The sequence below is a fragment of the Amycolatopsis alkalitolerans genome (genome assembly GCF_006152065.1).
In the GTDB taxonomy this organism is placed as follows: Bacteria; Actinomycetota; Actinomycetes; order Mycobacteriales; family Pseudonocardiaceae; genus Amycolatopsis_E; species Amycolatopsis_E alkalitolerans.
Window position 1 is genome coordinate 293,213 of the sequence record NZ_VDFW01000003.1, and the last position, 12,721, is coordinate 305,933.

General features: G+C 69.8%; 10 protein-coding genes. 8 read left to right on the forward strand and 2 right to left on the reverse strand.

Annotation, left to right across the window (positions count from 1 at the left end; genetic code table 11):
* Window positions 1-18: 18 nt before the first annotated feature.
* From eccCa to FG385_RS05605, 4 genes are all read left to right on the forward strand, one after another.
* A complete protein-coding gene (gene eccCa, locus FG385_RS05590) occupies window positions 19-4,032 on the forward strand; it encodes a type VII secretion protein EccCa (protein ID WP_139095493.1) in 4,014 nt (1,337 codons plus the stop codon).
* Window positions 4,033-4,060: 28 nt separating this feature from the next.
* Complete coding sequence (locus FG385_RS05595) at window positions 4,061-5,917, forward strand: type VII secretion-associated protein (RefSeq protein ID WP_235022395.1); 1,857 nt, start codon at window positions 4,061-4,063, stop codon at window positions 5,915-5,917.
* A gap of 226 nt (window positions 5,918-6,143) precedes the next feature.
* Window positions 6,144-6,461 carry a WXG100 family type VII secretion target gene (locus tag FG385_RS05600; RefSeq protein WP_139095494.1) on the forward strand — a complete coding sequence of 106 codons (318 nt, stop codon included), beginning with the start codon at window positions 6,144-6,146 and terminating at the stop codon, window positions 6,459-6,461.
* A 52-nt stretch (window positions 6,462-6,513) separates the two neighbouring features.
* Window positions 6,514-6,810, forward strand: a complete 297-nt coding sequence (locus tag FG385_RS05605) for a WXG100 family type VII secretion target (protein ID WP_139095495.1) — start codon at window positions 6,514-6,516, stop codon at window positions 6,808-6,810.
* Window positions 6,811-6,887: 77 nt separating this feature from the next.
* Here FG385_RS05605 and FG385_RS05610 read toward each other — a convergent pair whose 3' ends face one another.
* Both FG385_RS05610 and FG385_RS05615 read right to left on the reverse strand, forming a co-directional pair.
* A complete protein-coding gene (locus tag FG385_RS05610; RefSeq protein ID WP_139095496.1) occupies window positions 6,888-7,541 on the reverse strand; it encodes a DUF4333 domain-containing protein in 654 nt (217 codons plus the stop codon).
* A 4-nt stretch (window positions 7,542-7,545) separates the two neighbouring features.
* The gene (locus FG385_RS05615) at window positions 7,546-8,430 is read right to left on the reverse strand and encodes a hypothetical protein (RefSeq protein ID WP_235022396.1); all 885 of its coding nucleotides are present in this window, start codon (window positions 8,428-8,430) and stop codon (window positions 7,546-7,548) included.
* A 149-nt stretch (window positions 8,431-8,579) separates the two neighbouring features.
* Between FG385_RS05615 and rplM the strand changes: the two genes are divergently transcribed.
* The 4 genes from rplM (at window position 8,580) to FG385_RS05635 (ending at window position 12,720) form a co-directional block, all read left to right on the forward strand.
* Entirely contained in the window at window positions 8,580-9,032 is a 453-nt protein-coding gene (gene rplM, locus FG385_RS05620) for a 50S ribosomal protein L13 (RefSeq protein ID WP_139095497.1), read from the forward strand.
* A gap of 11 nt (window positions 9,033-9,043) precedes the next feature.
* Window positions 9,044-9,574, forward strand: coding sequence for a 30S ribosomal protein S9 (gene rpsI, locus FG385_RS05625; protein ID WP_139095585.1), 531 nt, complete (start codon window positions 9,044-9,046; stop codon window positions 9,572-9,574).
* Between the two features lie 135 nt (window positions 9,575-9,709).
* Complete coding sequence (glmM, locus tag FG385_RS05630; RefSeq protein WP_139095498.1) at window positions 9,710-11,044, forward strand: phosphoglucosamine mutase; 1,335 nt, start codon at window positions 9,710-9,712, stop codon at window positions 11,042-11,044.
* 5 nt (window positions 11,045-11,049) lie between these two features.
* Window positions 11,050-12,720, forward strand: a complete 1,671-nt coding sequence (locus FG385_RS05635) for a fatty acyl-AMP ligase (RefSeq protein ID WP_139095499.1) — start codon at window positions 11,050-11,052, stop codon at window positions 12,718-12,720.
* Window position 12,721: the final 1 nt, after the last annotated feature.

The following is a 12,721-nucleotide window of genomic DNA, read 5'->3' on the forward strand; positions in this document are numbered from 1 at the left end:
TTGAAGAGGGGTCCTTCGGTGAGCACGCTGCAGTTCAAGAAATCGCCACGGCTGGCTGCGCCGCGCCCACCCGGTGGGGAGGTGCACCTGGAGCCGCCGCCCGAGGTGCCGCGCACGATCCCCGGCAATGTCGTGCAGAAGATGATGCCCGTGGTCATGATCGTGGCCACGCTGGGCATGGTCGTCGTGATGTTCACGACTGGCGGCGCGGCCGCGCGCAGCCCGCTGACCTTGATGTTCCCGATGATGATGCTCATGTCGATGGGCGGCATGTTCGCCGGCGGCGGGCGCGGCGGGGGGCAGAAGAAAGCGGAGATGAACGAGGACCGCAAGGATTACTTGCGTTACCTCGGCCAGATGCGTGAACGTGCCCGCGAGGCCATGGGGGACCAGCGGGCGGCTCTCGAATGGGTGCATCCGGACCCGCAGGCGCTGTGGTCGCTCGCCGCGAGCCGCCGCATGTGGGAGCGCCGCCAGAACGATCAGGACTTCCTTCACCTGCGCGTCGGCCGCAGCTCGCACAGGCTGGCCACCCGGCTGGTGCCGCCGCAGACCGGCCCGGTCGACGAGCTCGAGCCGATCGCCACGCTCGCGTTGCGCCGGTTCGTCCGCGCTCACTCGATCGTGCCCGATCTGCCGACGCAGATCACCCTGCGGGGATTCGCCGCCGTCAGCCTGCAGGGCGACCGCGAGCTCACCCGCGGGCTCACCCGCGCGATGCTGGCCCAGCTGGTCACCTTCCACAGCTGTGACGACGTGCTGATCGCGTTCGCCACCGCCGGCCGGGCGAAGTCGGAGTGGGAGTGGGCCAAGTGGCTGCCGCACGTGCAGCATCCCGAGCTGTCCGACGGCATCGGCCAGCTGCGGATGATGGCCGGCTCGCTCGCGCAGATCGAGCAGTGGCTGGACATGGAGCTGCGGGACCGGCCGCGGTTCTCCCGCAACGCCACGCCGAACGCGGACCAGCCGCACGTCGTGATCGTGATCGACGACGCGGAGGTCACCCGCGAGGAGCAGATCGTCCTCGAGGAGGGCCTGGTCGGCGTCACCCTGATCGACCTGTCCGACTCGCTCGGCAACCTCGCCGCCCGCCGCGGCCTTCGGCTCGTGGTCGAGCCGACCCGTGTCGGCGCGCGCAGCGCCGGCGGGGTCGAGTGGTTCGGCAGGCCGGACACGCTGAGCGTCGTCGAGTGTGAGGCGCTGGCGCGCAAGATCTCGCCGTACCGGGTCGGCTCCGCGGCCGAGGAGGCCAGCTCGGACGAACCGCTGCTGTCCAACCCGACGCTGCTGGAGTTGCTCGGCATCCCGGGCGATCCGATGACCTTCGACGTCCAGCAGGCCTGGCGGCCGAGGCCGGTCCGCGACCGGTACCGGGTGCCGTTCGGGGTGGGCGAGTTCGGCCAGCAGGTCGAGCTCGACATCAAGGAAGCGGCCATGGAGGGCATGGGCCCGCACGGCCTGTGCATCGGCGCGACCGGTTCCGGTAAGTCGGAGTTCCTGCGCACCCTCGTGCTCGGTCTGCTCGCCACGCATTCGAGCACCGCGCTCAACATGATCCTGGTCGACTTCAAGGGTGGTGCGACGTTCCTCGGTCTGGACAAGGCCCCGCACGTCGCCGCCACGATCACCAACCTCGCCGGTGACCTGACTCTGGTCGACCGCATGCGGGACGCCATCGCCGGTGAGGTGGCCCGGCGCCAGGAGGTGCTGGCGAAGGGCAACTACAAGAACGTGTGGGACTACGAGAAGGCCCGCGAGAACGGCGCCGACCTCGACCCGATGCCCGCACTGTTCATCTGCATCGACGAGTTCTCCGAGATGCTCAACGAGAAGCCCGACTTCATCGAGATCTTCCTGCAGATCGGCCGTGTCGGCCGGTCGCTGCAGATGCACATGCTGCTCGCCTCGCAGCGGCTGGAAGAGGGCAAGCTGCGTGGTCTGGACACCTACCTGTCCTACCGCATCGGTCTGAAGACGTTCTCCGCCGCCGAGTCGCGGGCGGCGATCGGCGTGCCGGACGCGTTCGAGCTGCCCTCGATCCCCGGTTCCGGGTATCTCAAGTTCGACACCTCGACGATGGTCCGGTTCAAGGCGTCCTATGTGTCCGGCCCGTACCGGCCGGCGGGCATCAAGACCGCGGGCCCGGTGTCCACTGTGGTCCGGGCGGACAAGCGGCCGCAGCTGTTCGTGCCCGACTTCGTGGAGCTGCCACCGGAGCCCGAACCGGAACCGGAGCCGATCGAGGCGGAGCCGGCCCGGGACGAGTCCGACGAGGCCACCGAGCCCACCGAACTCGAGGTGATCGTCGACAGGCTGGTGGGCCAGGGCCCGCCGGCGCACGAGGTGTGGCTGCCGCCGCTGGACGAGTCGAACTCGCTGGACACCCTGCTGCCGAACCTCAACCCGACCGAGGACCGTGGTCTCTCGCCCGTCGGCTTCTTCGGCAACGGCAAGTTGCAGGTGCCGATCGGCGTCGTGGACCGGCCGTTCGAGCAGCGCCGTGACCCGTTGTGGGCGGACTTCTCGGGTGCGACCGGGCACGGCGTCGTGGTGGGCGGGCCGCAGTCGGGCAAGTCCACCCTGCTGCGCACGCTGATCATGTCGATGTCGCTGGCGAACACGCCCGAGGAGGTGCAGTTCTACTGCGTCGACCTCGGTGGTGGCACGCTCGCCGGGCTCGCCGGGCTGCCGCACGTTGGTGGTGTCGCGGTCGCCCGGCGCGAGCCGGACAAGGCACGCCGCATCATCGCCGAGCTCAACACACTGGCCAACGAGCGGGAAGGCCTGTTCGGGTCGCTCGGCATCGACTCGATGGCTGACTTCCGCAACCGCAAGCGCCGGGGCGAGATCACCCCTGAGCAGGATCCCTTCGGCGACGCCTTCCTGATCGTCGACGGCTGGCGCGCCCTGCGTGACGATTTCGACGAGCTGGAGCCGCAGATCACCGCGCTCGCGCAGCGCGGTCTGGCCTACGGGGTCCATGTGATCATCGCGTCCACCCGGTGGGCCGATATCCGGCCGGCGATCAAGGACATGCTGGGCACCCGGTTCGAGCTCCGGCTCGGTGACCCGAGTGAGTCCGAAATCGACCGTCGCACCGCGGTGAACGTGCCCGAGGGCCGTCCCGGTCGCGGTCTGACCCGCGACCGGCTGCACATGCTGATCGGGCTGCCGCGCATCGACGGCAGCAGCGACGCGGAAAATCTCCCGCCCGGGGTGGCGGACGCGATCGGCAAGATCCAGGCGGCCTGGTCGGGCCGGATCGCCCCGCAGGTCCGGCTGCTGCCGGAGGAGATCTCCTACGACGAGATCCTGTCCATGGACAAGCAGCGGCACACGAAGCTGGTCCCGATCGGTGTCAACGAGGACGAGCTGGCGCCGGTGTACCTGGACTTCGACGCCGACCCGCACTTCTTCGCCTTCGCCGACGGCGAGTCGGGCAAGACGAACCTGCTGCGGCAGGTCGCGCGCGGGATCACCGAGCGCTACACCGCGAAGGAAGCGGTCATCGTGCTCGTGGACTACCGGCGCACGATGCTCGGCTTCATCGAGGGTGATCATCTGCTCGGCTACGCCGTGTCGGCCAACCAGCTGGACGGCATGATCAAGGACGTCGCCGGATCGATGTCGCGGCGGCTGCCCGGTCCGGACGTCACGCAGGAACAGCTGCGCAACCGCTCGTGGTGGAAGGGCCCGGAGCTGTTCGTGCTGGTCGACGACTACGACCTGGTGGTGACGCAGTCGAGCAACCCGCTCAAGCCGTTGGCGGACTTCCTCCCGCAAGCCAAGGACGTCGGCCTGCACGTCGTCGTCGCCCGGCGCACCGGTGGTGCCGCGCGCACCTCGTACGACCCGATCATCGGCAAGCTCAAGGAGCTCTCGGCGCCGGGCCTGGTGATGAACGGCAGCAAGGACGAGGGGCAGCTGATCGGCAACGTCAAGGCCGGCCCGATGCCGCCGGGCCGCGGCAACCTGGTCAGCCGCAAGGTCGGCAAGCAGCTGATGCAGGTGTCGTGGATCCAGCCGGAGTGATCGCACCGGGCGTCCGCGGAGGTGCGGCGTGACAGTCCGGGTCGCGGTGGATTTCGGCACGTCCAGCACCTGCGTCGTGGCGGCGATCAACAGCCGCGAGCCGCAGGTCGCCGTCATCGACGGTCAGCCGCTCATGCCGTCGGCCGTGTACGCGGCCGCCGACGGCACGCTGTTCGTCGGGCAGGAGGCCGAGCGCCAGGCCGCGATGGATCCGTCGCGGTACGAGCCGCATCCGAAGCGCCGGATCGACGAGGGCGAGCTCCTGCTCGGTGACTCGGTGCTGCGAGTCACCGACGTGGTCCGCGCCGTGCTGTCGCGGGCGGTGTCCGAAGCGCGGCGGCTGGCCGGCGGCGCCGAGGTCGATCTGCTGGTGCTGACCCATCCCGCTGACTGGGGTGCGGTCCGGACGAGGCTCCTGCGGCAGGCCGCCGGCGGTCTCGCGCGCGACGTGACGCTCGTGCCGGAACCGGTCGCGGCAGCCGTGTTCCACGCCGCGACGTTCGCGCCGCAGGAGATCAACCAGGACCGGACGGTGGAGGTCAGCGCGCGGCCGGGGGAGACGCTGGCGGTCCTCGACCTGGGCGGCGGCACAGTCGATGTGAGCGTCGTGAGCCGCGCGCCGGCGCAGGCAGCCCGTCGCGGGTTCCAAGTTCTCGCGACGAGGGGTGATCCGAGTTTCGGCGGCGCGGACGTGGATCAGGTGCTGCTGGAGCACGTCGGCGAACTGGTGTCCTCGGCTGATCCGGAGGCGTGGCGGGAGCTCGTGGAAGGGCGAGAGCTCGCAAACCGCCGCCGCCGCCGCGTGCTGCGGCAGGATGTCCGTGGCGCGAAGGAGACACTGTCCCGGCACGCCTACACCGACGTGCCGATGCCGCCCCCGTTCGCCGACGCGCATGTGACCCGCGAGGACCTCGAGAAGCTCATCGCCGCGCCGCTGAGCCGTGCGGTCGAGCTCACCGGCGCCGCGATCGAGGAAGCCGGCCTGCGGCCGAAGCAGCTCACCGCGATCTTCCTCGTCGGTGGTTCGAGCCGGATCCCGATGATCTCGCGCCTCGTGCACGAGCGCACCGGCGTCGTACCGACCACTTTGGACCAGCCGGAAACCGTTGTGGCGCGCGGAGCCCTGCTCGCCGTGCGTACCGAACCCGAACGCGCCGCGCCCCCACCGCGGCCGATGGCGGACCGGCGCACGGAACTCGTCCGCAGCCCCAACGCGCCGCGTCCCGCCGCGTTCGCCGCCCGCCCACCGGTCCGGCCCTTTTCGGCGCAGCAGGCGCGCCCGCCGGCGCCACCGCCGCCGGTGTCGCCGCCGCGAGGGATGCCGGCGCCGCCGGAGCCGCCGCGCCGTAAGAGAAAGCTGCCGTGGTTCATCGGTGGCGCGGTGGTCGTGGTCGCGGCCGTCACCGCGGGCCTGCTGCTGTGGCTCAACCGGGGCGGCGAAGCGCCGCAGGGCAAGGTCGTCGCGCAGTACGACTATCAGTTTTCGGAACCGCAGGACTGGACCCAGACCGGCGGGCAGGCACAGTATCGCGAAACGCTGATCAAACCGGCCGGCGCGGCCAACGGAAACGACGCGATCTCCGTCCAGGAATACGAACTGACCTACGACGCGACGCAGAACCCGCAGCAGCTGTCCGACAATCTGCGGCCGCTGGTCCAGGCGCCCGGTTCGGCGTACTCCGGCTTCGACGCGGACGCGACTTTCGGTGGGCGCAAGGTCATCTACTACCGGCAGGCCGGAGATTTCGGTCCGATCGACTGGTACGTCCTCGCTCAGGGGAAGGTCCAGGTGAACGTCGCGTGTCAGTACGCGACACAACAGGCACACGACCGGGTGGCTTCGGCGTGCGATCAGGTCGTGCGTTCCGTGCGGATCACCGGCTGAAGTCCCGGCGCACCCATTGGAGTGAGCCCTTTTCGCGACTGCGAATTCACCGCGTTTCCCGAGGTCGTGCGGTGTTTTTCCAGCGCGTTCCATAGTGGGGCATTCACTCTCGCAACTACTTCAGTGCAAACCGGGACAAGGCGGAACCAGTCGTGGCAAGGTCTTCGTCGTAGGTTCGTACCAAACGCAGTACGGCGACAAACCAGAGACGAAGGGGGCAACCCTCATGGCTAACGGCTTTACCGGAGACCCGGCCGACTTTGCACAGGCCCAGGTGCACGTCGACGAGTGCCAGCAGGCGATGGACCAGACGCTGGTCAAGCTGGCCAACGAGATCGAGGCGACCCGCGCGGGCTGGAGCGGCCCGGCCGCGATCGTCTTCCAGCAGGTCATGGACGCCTTCGGCGAGAAGTCGAAGAACCTGAACAAGGCGCTCGCGGACATCGGCGAGATGCTCAAGCACTCGGGTGTCGCGTACCAGACCCAGGATGACGACGTCAAGTCGAACATCAGCCAGCTGTCGAACGTTCTCGACGGCCTGTAAACCGACCTTCCACAGTAATTATTTGAATTCTTGAGCTTCCAGGGAGGAAAGCATGTCTGACGGCATGATCAAGGTCGACCCGGCCACAATTCACACGGCGGCGGATGGCTGCAAGACCGCGGGCCGCGACATCCAGAGCCACTTCGACACGCTGGTTCATCAGATGAAGAAGCTGACCGACAGCTGGACCGGTGACGCGATGAACCAGTGGCACGACCGGCAGCAGGAGTGGAACAAGGCGCTCGAGGACATGAACGCCCTGCTCGCCCGGATCGCGATCGCGCTGCCCGAGATCGCCGACGGTTACCAGAAGACCGACAAGGACGTCATGAACATGTTCGGCGGCTGAGCGAAGCTCAATCGTCCAAAAGGGTTCCGGCACGCGCCGGAACCCTTTTTTCGTGGCAGGACAGGTCCGGACCATTCCTACCTCGGGGCGCCGACCTCGTACTGGGCCTGCTCGTTGAGCACCCGCACGGTGACCTTTTTCGGTTGTCCCGCAACGGTGACCGTGCAGTCGAAGGTGGTTCCGGTCTTGACGGGCTCGTGCGCGGGGCAGCTCACGTTCTTGACGTCGCCCTCGCCGAAAGCCCCGTGGAGGATCTGCTCGACACCGTCCTCAACGGACTTCTGGTCCAGTACGTCTCCTCCGAACGCGCCGAGCAGCCAGGCGCCCACCCCGCCCCCGGCGAGCACGACGAGCGCCGCCGCCGCGATGAGCCAGGGTTTCTTGGCCCGTTTCGGTTTCGGGGGCGCTTCGAACGCGCCGAACCCGCCGTAGCTCGCGCCCGGCGACCACGGGGCCTGGGGGTGACCATGCGGTGGCGTCGAGCCGGGGTAGCCGCCCTGCCACGGCCCGGCTTGCGGTGGGCCAGCCTGTGGTGGCGCGGCCTGCGGTGGGCCCGCCTGGGGTGGCGCGGCGTGCGGTGGTCCGGCCTGGGCTGGCGGTGATCCGGCCTGGGGTTGCCCGGCTGGCGGTGGCGGGGCCTGGGGCCGCCCCGCCTGCGGCGGATAGCCAGGCGGCTGTCCCGGCTGTTCCGGGTAACCCGGCCAGGCGCGCGGGTCCTGTGGAGAGCTCACGTCGTCACCGGCCCTGGATCTCGCGCATGCGCGCGTAGAAGTCGCTCACGGCGGCGCTGTCCGGGAGCACCGTCACGTCCGCCGGGTCGGGCACCTTCGGCAGGTCGTTCTCGGTGGGCGTCCCGTCCAGACGGTAGTGCTCGTTCAACTCCACCTCGTGCCCGCTGCCCCTGACCAGCCCGCTCAGCCGGATCTCCGTCAGCCTGCCCTTCGCGTCGAGCACGAGCCGCGCCGCCAGGGTCTGCGCCTTCATCGCCGGGGTGATCTTGTCGAGGATCGACTGCGGGAACACCACCACCCGGTTGTCGAGGAACGAGCCGAGCGTCACGTCCGTGGTGAGTTCCAGGCTCCCGTCCGGTGCGCTGCGCGCGGTCTTCGCGCGGCCGTGGTCCACCGCGTCCGACACCGTACTGAGCATCTTGCACAGCCCCTGCGACCCGGCCCAGAAGCACTCGTTCAGGTCACCCCCGGTATAGGGCATCGACACCCAGTGTGTCGGCGCGAGGCTTGCGTACACCGGGCCGAGAAGCATGTACTCGACCGGGCTGTTGGCCGGGTGGAACGTGTCGAGGAACTCGTTGGAGTCGAGGTTCGAATGGTTCCTCGACAGCCGCGACGGGGGCCGCCCGAGTTGCACCGCCGAGACCGTGCTGTTGATCTTCTGCTGGTCGAAGCGGGCGAACGTGTCCTGGACGCTCTTCTTCGCGTCGGTCCCGCTGAACTGGTTACCCAGCTTGTCCAAGGTCGCGGAGAACTTGGCGCTCACGTACTTCGCGGCCTCCGCGCCGTTGGGGACCGGGCTGCCCGCCTTGGCGCTGCCGCACCCGGTGACGAGCAACGTGAGACACGCGAACAGGGCGGTGAGCTGGCTCGCGGTGCGCACGGTCACGGCGTCACAGTAATATGGAACCCGCACCACACCCCCGCTTTCCGCTCGATCGGAGTGAGGGGGTATCTTCATATGTCGTTGTGCGCTGCGGCGCGAACCGCGCTAGGCCCGCACCGACCCCACACGCAAGTTGACGACGAGGTAGACCCTTGCCCACGTACAGCCCGAAGCCTGGCGACATCACCCGTGCCTGGCACGTGATCGACGCCGAGAATGTCGTGCTCGGCCGCCTCGCGACCGAGGTCGCCACGCTGCTGCGCGGCAAGCACAAGCCGACGTTCGCTCCTCACGTCGACACCGGTGACTTCGTCATCATCGTGAACGCCGAGAAGGTCGCGCTCACCGGTAACAAACGCGAGCAGAAGTTCGCCTACCGGCACAGCGGCTACCCCGGTGGTCTGCGCAAGCGCTCGTTCGGCGAGCTGCTGGAGACCCGTCCCGAGCGGCTGCTCGAGAAGGTCGTGAAGGGCATGCTGCCGAAGAACAAGCTCGGCCGCGCCCAGGCGAAGAAGCTCAAGGTGTATGCCGGCCCGCAGCACCCGCACGCGGCCCAGCAGCCGCAGCCGTACGAGATCACCAAGATCGCGCAGGTCGCCCAGTGAGTGAGGAACAGTTGACCAGCACCGAGAACGAGGCCGCGGACCTCGCCGAGGCCACCGAGACCCCTGCCGCTGAGGCCGCCACCGAGGCCCCGGAGGCCACCGACGGCGTGGTCACCAGCGAGACCCCGGCCGCGCCGCGCCCGTCGCGTGCCGCCGGTGGCTCCGCGCAGACCGTCGGCCGCCGCAAGGAGGCCGTCGTCCGCGTGCGGCTCGTCCCGGGCACCGGCGCGTTCAAGCTCAACGGCCGCAGCCTCGAGGAGTACTTCCCGAACAAGGTCCACCAGCAGCTCATCCGTGAGCCGCTGATCACCGTCGAGAAGCCCGAGTCGTTCGACATCTTCGGCAACCTCAGGGGCGGCGGCATCTCCGGCCAGGCCGGTGCGCTGCGCCTGGCGATCGCCCGCGCGCTGGTCGAGGTCGACGCCGACGACCGCCCCGCGCTGAAGAAGGCCGGCTTCCTGACGCGGGACGCCCGGTCCACCGAGCGCAAGAAGTACGGTCTCAAGAAGGCCCGCAAGGCCCCGCAGTACAGCAAGCGGTAAGAGGGGGTCGAACCCCCCGCCAGGGGCGAGCCCCTGGACCCTCGGCGGCGTACGTTGGTTGTCACCCGTACGCCGCCGCTCGCGTTTGCGGGACTGTTGGTTTCGGCCCTGTGGTTTTTGAGGAGACTCGCTCAGATGGCTCGCCTGTTCGGCACCGACGGGGTTCGTGGTCTCGCGAACGGTGACCTGACCCCCGAGCTCGCACTTGCCGTCGCGGCCAGCGCCGCGCGGGTACTCGCCGCTCATGACCGCTCGCACCGGCCCGTCGCCGTCGTCGGCCGGGATCCGAGGGCCAGCGGTGAGATGCTCGAAGCCGCCGTGGTGGCAGGGCTCGCCTCCGCCGGCGCCGACGTGCGCCGCGTCGGCGTGCTGCCGACGCCCGCGGTCGCGCACCTGGTCGGCGCGCTGGACGCGGATCTCGGTGTGATGATCTCCGCGTCGCACAACCCGATGCCCGACAACGGGATCAAGCTCTTCGCGGCGGGCGGGCACAAGCTTCCCGACGGGATCGAGGACGAGATCGAAGCCGGCCTGCGCAGTGACGCGGGTCGCCCGACCGGCGCCGAGATCGGCCGGGTTTCCGACGTCACGGATGCCCTCGAGCGCTACACCCAGCATCTGCTGGCGTCCATCTCGCACCCGCTGACCGGGCTGCGAGTGGTGGTCGACTGCGCGAACGGCGCCGCCTCGTTCGCCGCGCCGGAGGTGTACCGGAAGGCGGGCGCGGACGTCGTCGCGATCCACGCCGAGCCCGACGGCATCAACATCAACGAGGACTGCGGCTCGACGCACGTCGACCAGTTGCGGGACGCGGTCCGCGAGCACCGCGCGGATCTGGGCATCGCCCACGACGGGGACGCCGATCGTTGCCTCGCCGTGGACGCGTCGGGCGAACTCGTCGACGGCGACCAGATCATGGCGGTGCTGGCCCTCGCGATGGCCGAAGCCGGCGAGTTGACGCACGACACGCTCGTCGCGACCGTGATGAGCAACCTGGGCCTGCACCTGGCCATGCGGGACAACGGCGTGCACCTGCGCACGACCGCGGTCGGTGACCGCTATGTGCTGGAGGAGCTGCGGGCCGGCGGGTTCGCCCTCGGCGGCGAGCAGTCCGGGCACGTCGTGTTCCCCGGCTTCGCCACGACGGGCGACGGCCTGTTGACCGCGCTGCGCCTGATGAGCCGGGTCGCCGAGACCGGCAAGCCGCTGGCCGAGCTGGCCGGGGTGATGCGCCGGCTGCCGCAGGTGCTGGTCAACGTGCGGGTCGCGGACAAGGCCGCGGTCGTAGGCTCGGACGTGGTCAAGGGTGCGGTGGCCGACGTCGAGGCCGAGCTGGGCGAGCAGGGCCGGGTGCTGCTGCGGCAGTCCGGCACCGAGCAGCTCGTGCGGGTCATGGTCGAGGCGCCTTCACACGAGATCGCCCAGGCTTCGGCCGAGCGGCTGGCCGGCGTCGTGTCCTCGGTCGCCTGACCCCGATGACCGTCCCCGAGGACGTGCTGCGGACTCCGCTGCTGGATCGCGTGTTCGCGCGTGCCTCGGAGCGACGCCCGGTGTTCACGTTCTCCGACCATGACGAGGTCGAGCACACGTTGACCTGGGCCCGGCTCGCCGAGCGGGTGCGGGCGGTGGCCCGGCGGCTTCGGGAGATCGGCGCACCGGGGGATCGGGTCGCGATCCTCGCGCCGCAGGATCTCTCCTATCCCGTCGCGTTTCTCGGTGTCCTCGCGGCCGGGATGGTCGCCGTCCCGCTGTTCGCCCCGCTGGGCAAGTCCCATCGTGCCCGGCTCGACGGCGCGCTCACCGATTCCGGCGCGGACATCTGGCTGACCTCCACCCATGCGCTCGAACGGGCCCGCGAGCTGGGTGCGCCCGCCCATCTGCTCGCGGTCGACGAGATCGGCGGCGAGGGCACCGACCCGGTGCCGGTGGCCATGGACGCGCCCGCGTACCTGCAGTACACCTCGGGCTCGACCAGGGAGCCCGCGGGCGCGATCATCACGCACCGCGCGCTGGTGGCGAGCTGCTGGCAGGTGCGCACGGCGTACGAGGTCGACGAGTCCGTCACCTGCGCCGGGTGGATCCCGTTCTTCCACGACATGGGCCTGATCCAGCTGCTGTGCCTCCCGCTCTTCGCCGGCGCGCGTTCGGTGTTCATGGCGCCCGCCGAGTTCGTGCGGCGGCCGGAGCGCTGGCTGCGGCAGATGTCCGACCATCCCAACGTGTTCACCGCGGCGCCGAACTTCGCGTTCGACCTGGCCGCCGAAGCCGGTCCGCGCGATGATCTGGCGCTCTCCGGGGTGCGGGTGGCGCTCAACGGCAGCGAACCGGTCCGGCCGGAGACCGTGGAGCGGTTCCAGAAGGCCTTCGGCCCGTGCGGGTTCCGTCGCGAGGCGCACCGGCCGTCGTACGGCCTGGCCGAGGCGACGGTGTACGTCGCGAGCGCGGGCCCCGAAGGGCCGACGATCACGGCGTTCGATCAGGCCGCCCTCTCGCGGGGGCGGGCCGTCGAGGCCGGGCCCGAGTTCGCTGACTCCCGCGAACTCGTCTCGGTCGGGCGGCCGGTGGGGCAGGTGGTCCGGATCGTCGGAGACGGACAGGCGCGGCCCGACGGCGAAATGGGCGAGATCTGGGTGCGCGGCCCGCACGTCGCGGCCGGGTACTGGCGCCGGGACGACGATGCCTTCGGCGCGCGGCTCGACGGGCTCGGCGGCTGGCTCCGGACAGGTGACCTGGGCGTGATCCACCACGGCGAGCTTTACATCACCGGCCGGATCAAGGACCTTATCGTCATCGACGGGCGCAATCACTACCCGCAGGACATCGAGGCGACCGCCGCGCAGGCGCATCCCGCGATCCGCCGCGACCGGGTCGCCGCGTTCGGGGTACAGGACGCCCGTGGCGAAGGCGTGGTCGTCGTCGCCGAGCGCGTCCGGCAGACCGAAGTGGACCCGAAAGAGGTCTCGCGCGCCGTGCTGCGAGCGGTCGGCCGTGAGCACGAGATCGCGCTGCGGTCGTTCCACCTGGTCCCGCCCGGCGCGCTGCCCCGGACCTCCAGCGGAAAGGTGTCCAGATCGGCGGCGAAGAAGGTTTACGCGCCGGCCCCTCACCCGACCACCACCCCTGATCGAGGCGCTTCGCGCCGCTAGA